This is a genomic window from Paenibacillus sp. FSL H7-0940, assembly GCF_037979415.1.
Taxonomy (GTDB): Bacteria; Bacillota; Bacilli; order Paenibacillales; family Paenibacillaceae; genus Paenibacillus; species Paenibacillus amylolyticus.
Window position 1 is genome coordinate 3,491,509 of sequence record NZ_CP150280.1, and the last position, 18,592, is coordinate 3,510,100.

The 18,592-nt window shown below is 46.8% G+C and carries 13 protein-coding genes; 1 reads left to right on the forward strand and 12 read right to left on the reverse strand.

Going from position 1 to position 18,592, the window contains the following annotated elements:
* Positions 1 to 126 precede the first annotated feature (126 nt).
* A complete protein-coding gene (locus MHB71_RS15260) occupies positions 127 to 8,175 on the reverse strand; it encodes an immunoglobulin-like domain-containing protein (protein WP_340030077.1) in 8,049 nt (2,682 codons plus the stop codon).
* A gap of 389 nt (positions 8,176 to 8,564) precedes the next feature.
* On the opposite strand from MHB71_RS15260, the gene MHB71_RS15265 reads away from it, so the two are divergent.
* Complete coding sequence (locus MHB71_RS15265) at positions 8,565 to 12,185, forward strand: S-layer homology domain-containing protein (RefSeq protein ID WP_340030078.1); 3,621 nt, start codon at positions 8,565 to 8,567, stop codon at positions 12,183 to 12,185.
* 929 nt (positions 12,186 to 13,114) lie between these two features.
* Here MHB71_RS15265 and MHB71_RS15270 read toward each other — a convergent pair.
* The 11 genes from MHB71_RS15270 to MHB71_RS15320 all read right to left on the reverse strand — a co-directional run bounded on the left by MHB71_RS15270 (position 13,115) and on the right by MHB71_RS15320 (position 18,530).
* Entirely contained in the window at positions 13,115 to 13,405 is a 291-nt protein-coding gene (locus MHB71_RS15270; RefSeq protein WP_340030079.1) for a phBC6A51 family helix-turn-helix protein, read from the reverse strand.
* The gene (locus MHB71_RS15275) at positions 13,392 to 13,781 is read right to left on the reverse strand and encodes a phBC6A51 family helix-turn-helix protein (protein ID WP_340030080.1); all 390 of its coding nucleotides are present in this window, start codon (positions 13,779 to 13,781) and stop codon (positions 13,392 to 13,394) included. Before MHB71_RS15275 ends, MHB71_RS15270 begins: the two co-directional genes overlap by 14 nt.
* 68 nt (positions 13,782 to 13,849) lie before the next feature.
* A complete protein-coding gene (locus MHB71_RS15280) occupies positions 13,850 to 15,364 on the reverse strand; it encodes a hypothetical protein (RefSeq protein WP_340030081.1) in 1,515 nt (504 codons plus the stop codon).
* Entirely contained in the window at positions 15,354 to 15,671 is a 318-nt protein-coding gene (locus MHB71_RS15285; protein ID WP_340030082.1) for a hypothetical protein, read from the reverse strand. The genes MHB71_RS15280 and MHB71_RS15285 overlap by 11 nt, the downstream gene beginning before the upstream one ends.
* Before the next feature lie 46 nt (positions 15,672 to 15,717).
* A complete protein-coding gene (locus MHB71_RS15290; protein WP_340030083.1) occupies positions 15,718 to 15,996 on the reverse strand; it encodes a hypothetical protein in 279 nt (92 codons plus the stop codon).
* Between the two features lie 17 nt (positions 15,997 to 16,013).
* Complete coding sequence (locus MHB71_RS15295) at positions 16,014 to 16,301, reverse strand: hypothetical protein (RefSeq protein ID WP_340030084.1); 288 nt, start codon at positions 16,299 to 16,301, stop codon at positions 16,014 to 16,016.
* Positions 16,298 to 17,170, reverse strand: a complete 873-nt coding sequence (locus MHB71_RS15300) for a hypothetical protein (protein WP_340030085.1) — start codon at positions 17,168 to 17,170, stop codon at positions 16,298 to 16,300. The genes MHB71_RS15295 and MHB71_RS15300 overlap by 4 nt, the downstream gene beginning before the upstream one ends.
* Before the next feature lie 49 nt (positions 17,171 to 17,219).
* Complete coding sequence (locus tag MHB71_RS15305) at positions 17,220 to 17,543, reverse strand: hypothetical protein (protein ID WP_340030086.1); 324 nt, start codon at positions 17,541 to 17,543, stop codon at positions 17,220 to 17,222.
* Positions 17,540 to 17,875, reverse strand: a complete 336-nt coding sequence (locus MHB71_RS15310; RefSeq protein ID WP_340030087.1) for a cold shock domain-containing protein — start codon at positions 17,873 to 17,875, stop codon at positions 17,540 to 17,542. Before MHB71_RS15310 ends, MHB71_RS15305 begins: the two co-directional genes overlap by 4 nt.
* Positions 17,875 to 18,231: a hypothetical protein gene (locus MHB71_RS15315; RefSeq protein WP_340030088.1), complete on the reverse strand. Its 357-nt coding sequence runs from the start codon at positions 18,229 to 18,231 to the stop codon at positions 17,875 to 17,877. The genes MHB71_RS15310 and MHB71_RS15315 overlap by 1 nt, the downstream gene beginning before the upstream one ends.
* Positions 18,228 to 18,530 (reverse strand): hypothetical protein, encoded by a 303-nt coding sequence (locus MHB71_RS15320; RefSeq protein ID WP_340030089.1) that lies wholly within the window; start codon positions 18,528 to 18,530, stop codon positions 18,228 to 18,230. The genes MHB71_RS15315 and MHB71_RS15320 overlap by 4 nt, the downstream gene beginning before the upstream one ends.
* Between the last annotated feature and the right edge of the window lie 62 nt (positions 18,531 to 18,592).

An 18,592-nucleotide genomic window follows, 5' to 3' on the forward strand; every position in this document is an offset into this window, starting at 1 on the left:
TAAGCCAGGATCTAACGGCTTTTCCTGCTCACTGATTAAACAGATAATAAAGTGGACGGAACAAGTTCTTCCGCCCAACTTTATTATCTGAGTGAATCAATAGCAACTGCCTTATAATTAACGTGTCTACATCAAACCCAACAAATTATAGATCATCACTGCTGCTTCTGCACGGCTAGCATTCTTCTTCGGTGCAAACTCATCGTTACCTACACCGTTTATTATGCCTGCTCCCTGTATTGCCTCTACCGCTTGCTTCGCATAACTTGCGATGTTTGCTTCATCCTTGAAGGCTGTAGCTTCACCACTTGTTAATGCTAGTTGCTTAATTTGGACAGCCTTGTATACCATAACCGCCATATCTTCTCGCGTAATGTTCTCATGAACTCCGAATCGTCCATTTGGTTTCCCGTTCACAATCCCCAACTTCTGCGCGGTTGCGATATTTCCATGGTACCATTCTCCTTGCTTCACATCACTAAAACTTGTCGTTGCGCTTTCATCCGATAGCTCAAACAACTTCATCAGCATGGTGATGAATTCTGCTCTTGTCACTTGACCATTCGGATTAAACTCGCCGTCACCTACACCCTTCACAATGCCTCTTGCTCCCAATGCTGAGATCGCATCCTTCGCCCAGTCTTGGGTCACATCCTTAAAACTCGTTGCAACATACGCTACCGTATACTTGCTTAGATACGTTGGCTTGAACTCTACTTTTCCTGTCGCTGCATTGTATTTACCATTCGTCACCACTCTTAGCTCTCCGTTGTCCTTCACATCGTATACAACGACGTTGTTTGGATTTTCGCCAGCCTTTAGTGTGTATGGCAATTCAATCACGAGATCATCTCTGCCATCAAACTGTGTAAGTTTCTTACCATCAATCGTTAGCTCGATATCGTATACGACCTCACCGTTCAGCTGAGCTTGTGCGCCAGCTGGCAGTTGATTAGCTGCAATTTTCTTAATCGACAATCCTAACGTTTTCCCTGCACTTGTTCCTGTTCCAAGCAGTTCGGTTGCCACGGTTACGACTGCAGAGCCTGTGTTGATCTCGATGCGATCTACCATAGAAGCTCCACTTGTTAAACGCGCATCTACTGCTAGCTCAATCGTTAGCCCATTCAAGCTTGCATCAGCTTCAACTTGCATGTGTAACTTACCGCCTGTCGTTTGATCAAGCGCACGCTTCATTGTATCCGCACTTAACTTCACTTTAGAAGCACCGCTCTCATTTACAACTGGTTTAATGTTTATTTGGCCGTTGTCCATGACCACTGGCTCATTTCCACCTGGAGCTGTTGGTACTGTAGGTGCAGGAATGTTACCGTCACCGCCACCATTTCCATTACCACTGCTTGGTGCTTGTGGTGTTCCATCAACCGATGGTGTTACCGTTACCGTAGCGCTAGATGAAAAACCACCATCCACTGTAGTTACTGTAATCCTTGCTGTTCCTGGTGCCACCGCTGTTACTTGACCTGTCGCACTTACAGTCGCTACAGCTGTATTGCTAGAGCTCCATGTTACTGCTTTTTTCGTTGCATTAGCTGGTGTTACCGTAGCTGTCAATTGCCCTGATTGACCTTCTACGATTGACAACGTCGTTTTGTCCAAGCTAATTCCGCTAACGGGTACGTTCTTCCCGTTGAGTGCATCATACTCACTTTGTGTAATTGGAATTACCGTTCCGTGACGCGGACTAGCTGGTAAGTTGTAGTTAGAAGATAATGTCCAGACACCTGATGCAAGATTTGTTGTCTCGAATGGAACATAACCTCTTCCACCAAACTCATCTACGAATAAATACCATTTTTCATCTGTATTCGATTTGAAGATCGTTGGACCCTCAATCCATTTGATGTTACCAACGCCTTGATTACTCATCTTGAAGGTTGGATCTAAGATCGAGTCACCCACCTCTTGGAAGATCATCTTGCCAAATGGAGCAGAAGCTCCGTTGTTTTGCTCATCTTTCGTAAAGCGATACACTTTTCCTTCATGCTCAATCATCGTTGTGTCAATGATTGAATATCCATAATCCAAATATACTTGCGGTTCAGTAAACGTATAGAAATCTCTTGTCTTGCTATACATCATTTTTTGATAAGCATCGCCTGTATGGGATGCGTCATCAAACATTCTTGATGCCCAAAATACGATATATTCACCTGTTGTGTTGTCGTACATAATTTCTGGTGCCCATGTATTACCCGCTTCTTCCGGTGCAACCTCTACCATGCGTTGATCTGTCCAATTGACTAGATCATTCGATTCCCAAACCATAATGGAACGACTGCCCCATGTGTGTGCTCTGCCCCAGTTACCATTGCCGTTAATTTTCAGATCGGTAGCGATCATGTAGAACTTATCACCTTCAGGCGAACGAATAATGAACGGATCACGTACACCCTTCTCCCCTAAGGTAGAGGTCAATACAGGTTTACCATTATTCAATTCTCGCCAGTTCAACGGATCATTACCGTTACTTAGTGCAAAGTAAACTTGCTCCCCTGTTGCGGTACCTTCTCCAGTGAAATATGTGAAAAAGTATCCCGCATATTTTTCATCAGCAGGCAATTCCTTCACCTTCGCAATGAATTCCTTCGTAGTGGATGCTGAATTTAATGTAATCGTAGCTGTAAGCTTCACGTCTACATTTCCACTACCGTGTGCCGGACGTTTTACTTCTCCAGTAACTGAAACGACGTTTGGTTGTACAGAAGCCCAAGTAATCGTTGCTCCATATAGTCCAGATGTTGGTAATGCCATATGACCTCTTACATCATTAATGTTATGAACGACTAGTGCTGCTTTTGCTTCATCTACAGAAGTGACATCGTTTGGCAATGCCTTAACCGTCAACTGAAAAGTTTTGTTAACTGTCTCTGTACCATCTGTAAATACTGCTGTTAACGTTACAACTTGATCACCTGTTGCGTTAGCTGGTCTGGTTACGGCACCTGTAGTTGAGATGACATTCCCCTTATCTGAAGTCCAGCTTATTGTTGTGCCATAAACACCTGATGTTGGCAATGTTACATTGCTTATAATCGCATCTTTTGATGCATTAGAAGCAAGAAGATCATGAATCGTTAATTTCTCTGTCGCAGCCGATACAAGCATGCCCTCCATCAAAGCAATCTTCTGATCTGCATGGGCCTTAAGTGATGTAATATCTGCCGCAGTCATCGCACCATCATAGATTTGGAAGTCTGCAATCATACCGCCGAAGTATGGATCAGCTGTATAGAATGACTTACCGATGGTTCCACTACTGCCTGAAGTATTTTTTATTTGTTCTAGTGTCATTCCATTCGTTGAGCCTGATGCAACAGCAACACCATCGATATAAAGCGTTAGTGTACCATCCGTGCCTGAAACAACAGTCGTAACTACTTTCCATTCATTATTCTTTAAGCCCGTGGTAGAAGTTGAAGACTCATTATTCCAAGCATTCGTCGCGATACCTAAACGAGCTAGACCGTTAGCGTTATAACGTGGTGTGAAATACGTATAGTGCGTATTATTGTTTGGTCTTCCTAATGCATATAACCACTCGGCAGCGTTTTTACCGCTCCAGTTCACAATGGATGAAACGGTCATATCCGTTAATCCATCGAGAACTCCTTGTGGCAGTTCTACATAAGAGTTAGTTGTGCCACCAGTAAAGCTTAGTACACCAGCATCTTGTGTACGAATCCATTCTGCTTTAGACGGATTCATCCATTTTCCATTGAAGTTTCCTGTTTGGTCAATAACCGTTGCACCATCGATATCATTCATATCGTAGTGAAGAATGAGCTCTGCCCCAGATGGCTGCTCTACTGGAGGAGTAACGTCTTCATCAGCTAATGTTGCAATCTCTTCAACGGATAATGCACGATTATAAATACGGAAATCATCAAATTTACCATCAAATAAACTATGAGAGCTGTTTCTCGATTTACCAATATAATTCATCGTTGTTTCCAGTAACATTCTCGGCTCAACGTTAAATGTCGAGCTACGTTTAACCTCTTGACCATTCACATACAATACGGCATCAAATTCATCCATTGTAATTGCAACATGCTGCCAAGTCTTCGTTGGTAATAACCCGGAATTTCTCACCGCATATTTATATTCTGATCCCAGTCGCGTGCTGTCATTGCTAAATTTCTCTGTAAAAGGTGTTACGACAGCAAACTCTAGACTACCTGTATCACCTTGTGTGCTCAAGTACATGGTGTTGCGGTTAACCTGTCTGCCTGTTTCGGAAGCAAAATCAAATATTCTTTGATTCGCTTGATTTCTGTCCATTTGAACCCATGTAGAGAACGTAGCCTTCTCAAGATTCAAGGATTGAATCAAGTTATCTGGCAGCTTCACATATCCTGTTGATCCATTAAGCTCTAGTGCACCACCCGTTTTACCGATGCGATCCTCTTCATTAATCGTTGCTCCACCTACTAGTGTTGCGTGATGACCGTTGCCAGAAATGTCATTCACCGTTGTACCATTCACTGTATTTGCATCGAATGAGTAATGTACAACCGGGTCTGTTGATGGTGCCGGACCTTTCCATGCATACTTCTCTTGCAAAGCATCATACTCTGCACGTGAGATTGGAATTACCGTCCCGTGTCGTGGTCCTGGCGGCAGTGCATATTTATCACTACTTAATACATTGTTCATATATTGCGTGCTACTATCCAGATCTGTTGTATATCGAACATGATATGGCCATGAATCAAGGAACAGATACCATTTGTCTTTATTGTTATCTTTAAAAATCGTTTGCCCTTCGTTGTTTCCATTATTTCCGATCAAGCCAAGTTTATTATCACGTGTACCCGGAACAGCATCGTATTGAAGGCCGTTGGCTGCAATACCGTCCTTGTCATAATAAAAAGTTGGTGCTTTCTCCACATACACTTTAGTATTCACTTCTGATTTGGTGAATCGGTACAACATATCATTATGCTCAATAAACGTCGTATCAATTGTTGGAAGTGACTCATCAATCATGACCTTTGGCTCAGAGAAGTTGTAGAAGTCTCTTGTTGTTGCGTAGTACATCACATTGTACTGACCTGCCGGTCTTCCGTTATAATCACCATATGTCTCTGTGTTTTTCATCGATGATGCCCAAAATACGATATACTCTCCAGTTACTGGATCATAGATAGCTTCTGGTGCCCACGTATTTCCTCCAGTCTTAGGAGCAACCTCGATCATACGCTGCTCGCTCCAATGAACGAGATCCTCCGACTCCCAAATCATCATGTAATGACTACCTGTAATTTGAGCTTGGTCGAAATTTGTACTTTCGCCCATTTTCAAATCGGTTGCCAGCATATAGAATTTATCCCCTTCTGGTGACCGAATAACAAATGGATCTCGAAGTCCTTTTTCACCCATATCAGATTGAAGGATCGACTTACCGTTATTCAAGCCTTTCCAGAACAATGGATCTTCTGCTGTAGCAAAGGATATCTCTTCACCACCCTCATATTCACCTGTAAAATACGCAAAGAAGTAAGCATCATGCTGCACTGGCGCAATTGCTTGTTTAATCGTAACGTTAAACGTAAGCTGTTTAGAAGCTGCACCATTCGTAATTGTAGCTATTAGAGTAACGGGCGTATCCGTAGCTTGACGGCTTACCCAGCCTAGCTGTGTAGCGTCACCAGCCGCTTCAGCCGTTCCTTTCACAACCGCCGGTCTGCTAGATACCCATGTAATTGTGGAGCCTTGTTCACCTGTAGCAACAAGACGTAAGTTACCTTTAACGTTGTCAGCATTGTAGATCTCTATTTGTTCAGCGTCCAGATCAACCTTCTGCTGATCATCGAATTGCTTCAAGATCGTAACAGGGAATACAGCTGTAGTTGATACGCCTTGATACGTTAAAGTAGCCGTAAGCTCTGCCTGAACATTACCTGCTTGAACAACTGGACGTTGTACAGTGCCATGGTTAGAAATGACAGTAGGATGACTAGAACTCCAAGTAATACTCACGCCGTTTTTACCGCTTGTTGGTAATGCAACGTTTCTCGTTATCTTATCGGTACTCTTATCGCCTTCACCTAAGTAACGACTGATGTCAAGTTGATTCGCTGCATCATCAACAGTGAGCTGACGTATTTTGGAGATGTGAGTTGCTGCTTCTTGTTGATATAACTCTCCTACTTCTTGCTCTGTCAACGCGCGATCATATACTCGAAAATCAGCTACGCTACCTTGAAGGTATGGATCGTTTGAGAAGATTGATTTACCGATAAAGCCAGAGAAAGTAGCATCCGGATTAATAATTTCTGACAGCTTTAGTCCCTTTGCATTACCCGAAGCAACCTTAACTCCATCCACGAATAACGTTATCCTATTGCTAGCTTCGGACAAGGACACCGTTACATGCTTCCACTGCCCACCGATAAGGTTTGAGTTTGCGCTACCTGTAACTAATGCTTCGTTCGGCCAGCCATTTTTAGAGATACCTGTGGCAATCATATTACCTGATCCACTACCGTGACGTGGTGTTACGAAGAAATATTTGTTCGTTTCTGGTGTTAATACAGTACCCAAACCGAAGATCCAGCGATTCGTCCCATCATTCGTCCAGTTCACGATTGAAGATACTGTAATCTCATTCAGACCGTGTAGTAGATCTAGTCCATTTGAGCCCTTAGGAATCTCAACATGCCCACTATTAGATGTAGAGCTTCCACCATTGAAGGAAACAAAGCCAACCTCACTGTTTGAAATGAATTGTCCATTGTTTGGATTTCTAAATATTCCGTCAAATGTAACTGCCTTATTGGCAACATCCTTCAGTACGAGTTGACCGTCTACTTCTTCAGTCGTCTTCATGTTGTAATGAAGAATAAGATCATCTTTTAGCGATTTTCCCTTAACGGTAAGGGCTGATGTAGCTGTAAACTCTCCATCTTCCGTCTGTACCGTAATTGTGGCTGTACCTTCACTAACAGCTGTAACTTTACCCGTTGAATTGACAATCGCTACACTGGAGTCACTAGATGTCCAGATAACTCTTTTATTCGTTGCATTTGAAGGTGAAATAGTAGCTACTAATGTCTCGCTGTCCCCCACTGATAAAATAAATGTAGATTCATTAAGCAAGACACTCTTAACGGCAATCTGCTCAATAGAGTCATCCTTAGGTAGTAAGGTAACAATAAACTCTTTCGTTGCCTGGCTTCCACCTAAAGAAATGGTTGCAGTTAACGTCACTTGTTGCTCCATTTCTCGTAAGAACACTTCCCCGGTTGGACTAATCGCACTCTCATCACTAGAAGTCCATGAGATCATTGCGCCATTCTTATCTTGAGTAGGCAGTTCAAGAGATTCTGTAACTGCCGATATATCACCTAACGTTAGCTCTATTTTGCCTTGTTGTACTTGTTTTTCATTAAACGATTGTTCAAATACTACAGCGATATCTTCATTATTTAGTGCCTCTCCGTAAATTCTTAAATCTTGAAAGCTGCCTGCAAAAGTAGCATCCCCTAAATAATTGGAGCGACCGATGTAAGCATGCAAATCAGTACCAAAACTTGCTGTTGTTTTCTCTTTGGCGGTCGTGCCTATACTTACACCGTTAATGTAACCTGTAATAGAGCGTTCTGTAATGACCGTCGTATAGTGCACCCATTGACCTTCGTACGGTGTCGTAGAAGTGCCTGATACCCCTACCTCAGTCGTCCAAGGCTGGTCAACATTATTGTTATTCGTAAATACTGACTTAAAATCACCACTTGGATTCGATGGATTAAACATCCAGTAATTCGTTGGCAAGTTATTGCCAGCTGCTGGAGTACCGTAGAATAATGCTGAGTAGTTCCCACTTCCAGTGTTGCTCTTGATCCATACAGATATCGTTGTATTTTCTTGATTATCAAACAAACCCGTAGGAAGCTGAACGTAGTTTGTATTACTATCTGTTCCCCCAGGCAGAGTGAGACCATCGGTGTACGTAATGTCTCCTACGGCCGTTCCATGCTTTTCATTACCTGATATATCCTGTACATCCTCAAGCAATGGATAATGCGCCAACATCATTGGTGTTATTGTGTCCGCTGAAGCTTGATTGCTAAATGGCAGAACAAGATTAAACCAGTTACTGAAGGTCATAAGTAAAACTAACATTAGGATAGTAATTTGCTTCCGCATAGCATTCTTCCCTTCGATTAATTTTCAGAAGCATACAACCCATATCTCTCACCTTTAAAACCAGACCACCTCGCTCAAGGAAAAGAGATACTCCTTAAAAAGAATGCGCTTACATTTCTTCTCATATTACGTCTTCAACACTTCCAATTCAATGTAGTATCTTGTTAATAAGGTGGATTTTTTTATTGATTCACGCAAACTTCAACACTATCCCTATACTTCGAAGTAATCGTTTTCATTCTAAATATACTCTATGGGTAAATTAAAGGATTGAACGCCTGATAAACATAATATATATAGTTGGGCGCTTGTCATATGGACAACGTGTCCGAATACGATGCGGTAAGCCATGGGCGCACCGGATCGAAAAATAAGGAGGATTTTCATTTATGCCAAAACGATTTAGCAGAATGCTCGCGTTCCTCTGTTGCTTGGTAATGGTTGCGTCGCTAATGCCTACCAGCTATGCCGCCGCCACTGACAACATCGAGAACGCAGAAGCGAATGAAACACCCACCGCCATTTTTGGAACTCCCGAACTCGGGTCAAACGACCCACTCTGGGACCAGACCATGGAGCACCACATCAACAAAAGCACTGTGCCCGCCGATCCCAGACCCCATGCCACGGGCATAGCCAGAATCCTTTGGGACCATGACTACCTGTATTCCAGAGTAGTTGTGAATGACAGTAATCTATATCAGGGAGCTGGCGGAGATCACCAGTACGACAGCCTGGAGTTTTATGTCGGCACCGGAACCGGAGGCTCAAACCAATGGCGCGTCAGCGCGACGGGCGTGTTCTCAGGGCAGGCCGCTCCGGGCAGAGCTGCATGGACCCAGATCACGGAAACAGGATATATCGTGGAGATGAGAATACCCAAAAGAACCTTGACCTTGGAGGAGGGCAAGCTTACCTTTGAGGTTTATATTAATAACTCAACGGAAAAGGGCGGTGACCGCTATGAAGTCGTTTCCAGTTTCGGAGATCCGGACGCGGCTTACACCAGCGCTGCTTCTTTTACAGACAGCCTGCAGCTCTCTCTAGCCAATGAAGTGGACACCAGATTCTCAATCACCGCCACTGCGGGACCGGGCGGCCGAATAACGCCGAACCCACCCGGCGATGTTCTGAGAGTAGATCGGGACTCTAACAAAGAATTTACGTTTACCCCCGATTCCGGCAAAATGGTGGATACCGTAACGGTAGACGGCGAGACCGTGACTCTATCTGCTGGCACTTATACCTTTTCGAATATTGAGGCTGACCATACAATTCACGTAACATTCAAAAACGACCCGGACGCGGGGCTACTTCCCTTTGTTGTATGGAATGACAACTTCGCCAGTGGCGAGTACACAACGGCTGTCATCATTGACTTAGGCGAGGGGAAGGCAGCGTTAGGCTCCGAGCTTAATTCGGGCTTGTTTACCTTGTCAGCCAGGAACACAACCCTGAACGGCGAAGCGGTGACCTTTGAAGGAACGCGCAAGATCACAAGGGTATACGCTAATGACGAACCGAAGGTACGCGGCTATCTGGGGCCGGTAAGCAATTCACCGGATTATCAGGACGGACTGGCAAGTGGCCGTTACATCGTAGTTGAGTCTGAGTTTTATTCAGCGAGCGGCGGCAAAACAACGCTGGATGGCAGCAGTAACTCGACAAAGCAGGTTTACAACATCGTCCCAAACGGAGAGATCGTACTGACAGAAGGGAGTCCACTTCGCAACGTGGTTTTTGAACAGGAAAAAGTTGTGAATCCGATCCTTGACAAGTTTACAACATTCACGGACAATTCGGTCAATCGCTCGCTCTACCTTCACAAGGATGAAGACGGTAAAGTGATCAAAGGATTGCCGCTGTATGTTTATACCCACGGCATGTCACGCGGCGGCACAAACGCTGCGACAGACCAAAAAGCGGCCATGAAATCCGCCAACGGCTCGGTCGCTCTAATGAAAAAGATGGAACAAAATCCCGATAAGTACGCCAGCCATGTACTGAACATTTCCTATAATGGCGTATCTGTTCCCTCAACAGAGAATGTTAAGAAGGTCATAGACGCCCTGATTGCCAGCGGCGAAGTAGACCCTAATCGTGTTTACGCGGCGGGCTTCTCATGGGGCGGCCAGTATACAAACAACTTAGTTAACAGCCACCCGGGCTTCTTCGCCGCCGCCGCACCTATGGCCCCGGTAAGCGGTTCACCGAATGCTAAGGACAATGACGCTCACAACACCTTGGCCTATTGGATGTTTTTAAATACTCATAATGTTGGAGGCTACCAGACTAACCTCAATAACTTCATCAATAACAATATGCCGAAAATGATCAACGCGAGGGCTTCGCGCTTTGAGAGTAATGAGGTCCTTACGTGGCCCTACAATCAATTTGATCAGCCGAACCTGAGGCCGAATCCGGCCAACACACCTGTTCTGGCTGATTACATAGCGCACGAAGTTGAAGCGGCGGTTCTTTACAACCAGATAACTATGGGGAATTGGAGCATAGCTCCCACGGCGCAGTCCTCTAACTTGCCGGCTTGGAACAATGACTACACAGACGTCTTTGATTGGATGTTCGCGCAGAGAAAACCGGTCGTGCCAGGTGCTCCGAGCAGCTTCAAGGCGACAGCGGGTGACGGACAGGTCACATTGAGCTGGACCGCCCCTGCTGACGACGGTGGCAGTGCGATATTGGGCTACAAGGTATGGTATGGCAACGTGACGCCGGTCACACTGGATGCGACGGAGACCAAATATACCTTTAAGAACCTGACAAACGGCCAAGGCTACAACTTCACCATCATCGCGGTGAACGCGAAGGGCGACGGCGCGGAGATCAGTGCAACGACGACGCCGATGAAGACGACGACTCCCACTGTGCCTGATTCTGGCGGCAATACGGGCAACACCGGAAATACCGGCAACATCGGTAATACGGGCAACACCGACAATACGGGCACCGGGACAGACGCTGGAACGTTGAAGTCGACCTACACAGTGAATACACCGAAGGATAAGCCCGCGGTCACAGACAAAAACGGCAACACCACCCTCCCCGGTGGCGGCGAGATTGCGACCAAAGGCGGGACGAAGATTAAGGTACCTGAAGGCACAACGATAGACTCAAACGGTAAGGTAGCCATTCCGGCAGACAAGAGCGCCGAAGTGACACTACCCGGCGGCAACAGCACAGTGACCATTTCGGGAGGCTCGACGATCGCGAGCGACGGTACGGTTACAGTAGGCGGCAAAGACGCGCATGTGAACCTGCCAAACGGCAACCGTGTGGATATCCATGGCGGATCGAAGATACGGAGCGGCGGAGCGGTTGTGATAGGACCGAGCGGCGCAAAAGTTAGCTTAGATAACGGCATGTCGCTGAACATCCGTGAGGGTACGGAGCTGGCGGTTGATGACGCCACCCCACTGGGCTTCCTCGTGATATCAGGCAATTCTTTCAGGGATGCCAACATGGACGACTGGTTCTACAACGATATAAATTTCGCCTACACATACGATCTTTTCAACGGCACGACATCCACGACGTTCTCACCTAGAACCGCAATGACGCGTGCAATGTTCGTGCAGGTACTGTCTAATCTTGAGAACGTAAACCTGTCCAGCTATACGAGTTCACGCTTTAACGACGTGACGGACGGACAATGGTACACCGCGGCAGCCGAGTGGGCAGCCGAAAAAGGCATAGTTAAAGGTACAAACGCAGACCTGTTTAATCCCAATTCACCGATGACGCGTGAGCAGATGCTGGTGATACTGTACAACTACATGAAGTACAAGGGCTATGAGCTCCCTGAAAGCCATTCTAAGTCCTTCACGGACGAGGGTGAGATCAGCTCCTGGGCATTGGAGGCCGTTCAGGCACTGCGGGACGTCGGCATTGTATTAGGCAAGCCGGACAACTTTTTTGCTCCCAAAGCCACCGCCACCCGCGCCGAAGTAGCCACGATCTTTGTAAGATTCGTCGAATATCCGGTTAACTGAAAGCGTATACAGATAAATGCAGACCCTTCCGGTTGGACAATATCCTGCCGGAAGGGGCTCCTTGGTTTCAAACTGCACTTTTTTTGAAAACTCCACGGTCAGGAACTAAACCCTCGATTTTTGCATCTAGAATATTAGTCCCCAAGTCCAAAAATTCTAATTAATTAATGCATGTTCTGACTTATTTCACCACAAAAGAACGCCATCACAATAATGTGATGGCGTTCTTGATTATGGAGCCTAGGGGGATCGAACCCCTGACCTCATCGCTGCCAGCTCGCAATTGTCTCCGCTCTGTCCAACGTTCAGTCAACGCTAGACTAAAAACCCCGCAAAATAGCGTGTTATCCATCGTACAGACTACGAACTCCCGCGCTATTCCCTTACCGATACCTTTATTATACCGATTAGGAGCGTATATCTGCAAATTGTAGAGCGTATATCTGCGCAATTTGGTCGACGTCGACTAATCATAAACCCCCGGAGTTATTTTTGCTGCGCGGATTGTTCGGGCACCTGATGCGGCCGCCCGCGACGGGGGCCTTGGGGGTCGCATACTTTACCGAATTAACGCGTAGACTTTTACACAAAATGCTCATATGGCGAATATCTCTGGCGCAGTTACAACTCGCCCTGAACGCAGTTCTGGCGCGGTGTTGCGGCTCCCGTGCGCCTATATCGCCTGTCGTCCGCCGACCTACGTTTGCACTATTCCGCATATTCACCGGTATAATAGCGCGGATTTAGACGTAAGTATCCGCCTACCCCGTGAGTTTTCGTAGAGGCCGTCCGCCAGGCGCGCCGTGCAGGTAATGTCGCCCTTTGTCCAGCAATAGGACGTTAAGTACTCCGCCACAAACGCAGAAAAGGCCGCGCCACCGTAGCGTTTAACCACGATGACACGGCCAATTCGTTAATTGCACGTAAGTTTACACTCGTCCGACTGCGTCAAAGAACCACGTCATATCATGCGCGGATCTCAGGCGTAGTCGATCACGCGTTGTCCTCCTCCACTCCCGTTCATTCCGCGTCATCACCTTACGCAGCTCCCGATCGAAGTCCTTACGTATACGCCAACGGTGTAGCGTACGACGGTCTATCCCGACGCTATCCGCAATCTCACCGTAGCTTAAACGGCCATCCGTAAGCAACGTAATTGCCCGGTAATGGCGCGCATCAAGCTCAGCGACGGGCCGCCCTTTCCGCTTAGTCCTTCTCATGCTGGCGCGCCTTCATCGCTTCGATACGTAGTCTCAACGCCTCGACGTCGGTAGTCTGCGGACTTGCCTGCGTCTGTACTTCGACTTTATCCGTTAACATGCCGTGTACCTGCAGCGCTAACTTCGCCATGGCCGCGGACTTGTCCTCGAGCGCCATCCGTGTAAGCGCGCCAACGAGCTCCGGCAGCTCTCCGACATTGTTGCGCACGATCTGCGCCTTGAGTTCAGCGATGAAGTCCGGATCTTTCTGCCACGCATAGATAGTACTGCGGCTTACGCCTACCTCTTCGGCAATTTGGTCAACGGAAGGACGCTCCGCTTTCGGAAGTGATAAGTGTTGAATGACTGTGATCTGGCCTGCTGTTAGTGCTCTCATATGTCTTTCTTCCCCTTTCTCTTCATAAAGTACACAACAAAAAGACGAGCCGAAGCCCGCCTGGTGTATTACATCGCCAAATCACGCGCTAATCTGCCAACGAATGTATCGTAGTCCATTCCGTTCGAGATAGTGACGTTCTGTATAACGATACTTGGTGGAGTTTTACCACCTGCGCCACTATTACGGTAGTCACGCGCCTCTTGAGAATTGAGGACCATCTCGTCCTGGTGCAAACGCGCGGGATAATTGTTGTAAGGAACGCGATCAAGTCCAGATGAGAATCCAAGGGCGTTCGTGGCTTTGTCCCACAGGCTATCCGGCTTCGCAGGCGCTCCAATTGAACCACCCTCTACCTTCGGCTTACCTGGATTATCCTTACTCCAAGAGTCGAGTTCTTTCTTTAGCTTTTCGGCAGAGTTATATTGACGATTAAACTCTTCCATCTGCTGCTTAGCTGGATTAAGGAGAGAGGCGACATTGAGATGGTCCCTGATCCCCTGCATAATACCCTCAGCGATTCCTTTCCCCAACTTTACGCCAATTGATGTAAGCTGCTTGCCGGACCCTTCTATTGCATCGGTCAAGTACCCTATTAAGTCGGAAGTAACCTTTGTTGTTTGGTCCTTCCCTCCCGCGTCCCACCACTTATTGAATGACTCTCCGATTGAGTCAAATATGAAAGCAACTTTTTGCTCAAATGTGGGAAGTTGATTAAACACAGGGTTGTTTATGAAATTCTTCTGAACGAATGAAGTAGCGTTACGAACCGCATTCACCGCGCCCTTTACCAGTCCACCGAAAGCATCCACGCCCCATGCTTTAAGCGCGGCAAATTGAGGCCCCTTCAACCATGCGTTGAAATCCGCTAGAACCGGCTTAAGGCTCGTTAACGCGTCTGTACCCATTTGACGTAATGCCCGGTTAACTCCGCCGACCGCTGTCCGCCACTGCCCCATTGTGGTTCCGGCCTGCGCATCGATCAATTCGTTTGTTGCGCCGATCTTGTTAAGGAATTTATCGAGTTGAACAAGCTGTTCCTTTAACGGAAGCTTCTTGATTTCGTTGATCGCCGACCTTGGTAGCTCGAACCGTTCCACGAGTGAGACTCCGTCGCCGGAAAACATCTCTTTCAACGCGTACGCAGCTCCTGTGATCCCCTGCTCAGGGTCAATCGCTCCCAAACGCTCCGCAAGGTTAATCATCTTCTCTAACTGCTTGTTATCCTTCGTTGTTGGTATAAATGATTTCCCTGCGTCCATAAAATCGTCCATTGAAAATTGACTTACGTCTGCGCGCGAACCGATGTAGTCCATAAATTTATCGACGTTCTTTTCCGCGCTCTTACCAAACATTGCGTTGACGGTGATCTCCCGCATCTCGAACTGAGCAGCCGCTCCAATCGTTTTTGAGAGGATTTTGTCTGCGGTGTTTATTGCTGCAATCGCGGCTCCAATGCCGGTAACTGCCCCCGCAGCCTTTGCTGCAGATGCTCCGAAACTCAAAAGGCCCGAGCTCATGTTCCGCAGGGGCCGCGTAGCATTGTCGATAATACGCATATGACCAACTATGTCAAAGCTCATGTTGAACCTCCTTCATCGCCACAACTACGCGCGCTCCTGTCTCCGCGGCCTTAGCGGCCTTTGCTTGCGTAAATCCCTTGTCGAAGTCGGCCAGGCACCGGTTATACGCAAGCAGTGCGCGGCCATAGGCTTTAACTTTACGGTCTTTGGAGCGCGAGAGTCTGCCGGCGGCTAGGCGGAATTCTTTGAATTGTCCGGGGAAACGCGCAGTGAACGTCCAGTCATGCGGCTTTATATACGTGAGTATTTGTTCAATGAGCGCGAGGGTCTTATTAACCGTCTCTAAATCAGATTGATGCGTATTCACCGAATCTCCTCCTTTATAATAGAAAAAGACCCCGAAGGGTCTCGAATTATGGATTCCGACGGGGCCATCCGTGATAACTGACGTCAGTCGTACTAACTGAGTCAACCGTTACCAGTAGTTCCGTAAATGGGTCAAGTGCTTCGTCAAACGCGTATCCAGGTGGGAGTACGAACTCGTTAAAATAACGGCCATCGATTCCGGGCTTAATCTTGAGCGTGTATTTACTGTCGTTTGAGATGTAAAGTTGAGAAGCCGTTCTCCCAAACTTGAAAATATCAGGCTTGTCACTCTTAAATGGTGAAAATGCAATCGGGTATTTGTTCATTCTGTTTCCTCCTAATATTAGTTGTCTAAATACTGAGCATCCCAAAACACGTCTTTCCCTCGTCTTACATATCCACTGTACGGACCTTTCGCGGTAACTTTGATCTTGCAGAACCGCTGTACCCGCTCATCCAGTGCTCCGCCAGGAGGTAAGTGAAACGTATCAAGCTCCCTTTTTTGAGTGCATACAGTAACAGTCAAAGGCTCCTGTCCGCTATTAAAAACCGCCAACTCATGCAAAATCATCGGATACTCGTACGTGTCAGACGTTACGCCGTTGAATGACCTTACTGTTACTGATGTCACTCGGAGTCGCCTCCTGTTGCTGCCTCTGCCGCTTCTCTTGCCTGTCTTTCTCGCATCTCCCGGTTTAACCTTCCGATAAGAGCTCTTCCTTCTGCCTCTTCCTCATCAAATAGAGACGACTTCTTTTTCGGCTCTTGAGGTTTCTCTATTACTGGACGTTCATCCTCATGATAGGAATAGTAACTTTCAGTATTGTTAATAAACGAGCTGTATTTTACGCCTAATCCCTCACGGGCAGAGTCTTCAACTACCTTAAGGAAGAATTGCGACTGATCCATATCGTTGGCTGTGTCCAGTGAAGTACGAGCAGCCGCCGCATCTGGAGACTCGTAGCTTGCGTTTAAGTTATCGTATTGCTGTGATAAGGCTAATCGCATGCCCGAGTTATTATCCAAGGCAAGGACTGACGAAGATAACTCCGCGTATGCCTCTGAGATTTTGTGATGGAAATAACGTTCGTCCACCCCTTCAATGAATTGAGTAAGTTTCTGCGCGGCTGATTTGCCATCTCGCGCGAGCATTAATTCGGTTTTTAACTTCCGGAATGACTCGTCGAATCTATCAATTTTCGTTTGGTCAGGCTTCGGGATGTCGGAGTAGATTACTGCTTCCGCGTTTTTGCGAGCGTCCGCTAATAGCGACTTAAACTCACTGTGACGTCTGTATGCCATTTCAAGCAATTCTTTACCACGTGTCTCACGAACTTGGGCAAGTCGCTTAGCGCGTCCCTCTTCCGATAGATCACGATCCTCTTTAATTGCATTGATTTCCTCTCGGAGTTTGTCATTAAACTGTCGATAGACACCCGTGTTTGCATGTTTCAATTCGTGTGCTTTCAAAATACTTTCCTTCGCTTTTTGCTGACTCATTTTTCATTTCCCCTTTTTGTATTAGTTTTATAGAACAAGAAGAAGCCAACTAAACTCCGTCGACCGCAACTTGATATCCATCTTGAATTAGAGCTTGCTCAAACTCATATAAACGACTGGTCATCGCCACTCGCGAGGATACAGTAGGAAGTCTAAAGGACTCCGCACGAATAACGTTTCCACTGGCGTTTACTGCTTCTACTGTGACCGAAGAAGTTACCCCACTATAGGAAGTAGTTACCTTGTGCTTAACCCTGACTGCCTCTGACTTTTCGTCACTTGGCGATAGCACATCTTCCCTGTGTGGTGTGGCGCTACCATCCGGACTCTCATCCTGCGGCGACCTATCCGAGATGTCGTATGAGGTAATCATCGCGACATCTCCAACATCACGCTAACAGCACAAGGTCTTCCTGATTTGTCCGTACTCTCTTCGAAGGTAACACGCGTTCCGGCCGGAATAATTGCTGTATCCATATCGTCATGAAGGTTGCTAATGTGAAAGAAGATTCGCGATGATCCGAACCGGATAAATCCAAAACCGCGCTCGTCATTAAAGTGAGTCACTACGCCGGAACTTCGCTTAACTTTCGGTTGCTTAGGCGCTTTGGTAGGCGATTTCCCCAGGCTAACACCGATCAGGGCGTTCACCTCTTCCTGCTCTTCTCCAAAAAGACCGTCCCAAACCCTATTTGCGTATCCCATTACTCAACACTCTCCTCTAAATTTTCTTCCGCAGGTTCTACCCACGAGACTTTTTTGTCTGATTTCTTACCAGTCAATCTACTTTCAAGTAACTGCCGCGCATAGCCGCGTTCCTGCTTCGTAAGTTGGTAACGGCCGAGTACGTTGCAGTGGTAATCGATTGTGTCCGCGTCAAAACAGCGGCGTAGCACCTTCGTAACGTGTTCAAAAGCTTCCCGCGCTACCTTGGCGAGTGGGTACGCATCGTACGTAAAGAAGTGGCGATCGATAACGCTGCCCTCTCCGTCGACTAAGATGACGAGAACCTTCGTCTTATCTGCGCTTACATACACTTGCTGGTACACGGTCATATTCATTCTGCAGCCTCCTCCGGGGTCTCATGAAGTTCGTTAAAAAACATATCCACCGCGCCAGGCACTGTCGACACAAGCGCTAATGGGAATCCGCCTAACTCGCGGCTTTTATCCGTAGCGTGAAAGTATCCGCTCCACAACGAAGACACCGCGCTTTCGAACGGAGTCATATCGGTGATAATCGGTTCTTTAGCCGTGTAGGTAACCCATCCGTCACCCGCCGTAATGACAACGATATCTATTCCGTCCTCTTGCGTATGTTTAATTTGGGTGTATAACTCGCGCTTAGTCTCTTCACTCATTCCGTTCCCCTACCTCCCGTTAAATACGTGCATAATCGGTACGCTACTACGTGACTTTCGCA

Bases quoted from the DNA above. Each gene is read 5' to 3' on its own strand.
- MHB71_RS15260 (WP_340030077.1), bottom strand. From the start codon at position 8,175: ATGCGGAAGCAAATTACTATCCTAATGTTAGTTTTACTTATGACCTTC.
- MHB71_RS15265 (WP_340030078.1), top strand. From the start codon at position 8,565: ATGCCAAAACGATTTAGCAGAATGCTCGCGTTCCTCTGTTGCTTGGTA.
- MHB71_RS15270 (WP_340030079.1), bottom strand. From the start codon at position 13,405: ATGAGAAGGACTAAGCGGAAAGGGCGGCCCGTCGCTGAGCTTGATGCG.
- MHB71_RS15275 (WP_340030080.1), bottom strand. From the start codon at position 13,781: ATGAGAGCACTAACAGCAGGCCAGATCACAGTCATTCAACACTTATCA.
- MHB71_RS15280 (WP_340030081.1), bottom strand. From the start codon at position 15,364: ATGAGCTTTGACATAGTTGGTCATATGCGTATTATCGACAATGCTACG.
- MHB71_RS15290 (WP_340030083.1), bottom strand. From the start codon at position 15,996: ATGAACAAATACCCGATTGCATTTTCACCATTTAAGAGTGACAAGCCT.
- MHB71_RS15300 (WP_340030085.1), bottom strand. From the start codon at position 17,170: ATGAGTCAGCAAAAAGCGAAGGAAAGTATTTTGAAAGCACACGAATTG.
- MHB71_RS15305 (WP_340030086.1), bottom strand. From the start codon at position 17,543: ATGATTACCTCATACGACATCTCGGATAGGTCGCCGCAGGATGAGAGT.
- MHB71_RS15310 (WP_340030087.1), bottom strand. From the start codon at position 17,875: ATGGGATACGCAAATAGGGTTTGGGACGGTCTTTTTGGAGAAGAGCAG.
- MHB71_RS15315 (WP_340030088.1), bottom strand. From the start codon at position 18,231: ATGAATATGACCGTGTACCAGCAAGTGTATGTAAGCGCAGATAAGACG.
- MHB71_RS15320 (WP_340030089.1), bottom strand. From the start codon at position 18,530: ATGAGTGAAGAGACTAAGCGCGAGTTATACACCCAAATTAAACATACG.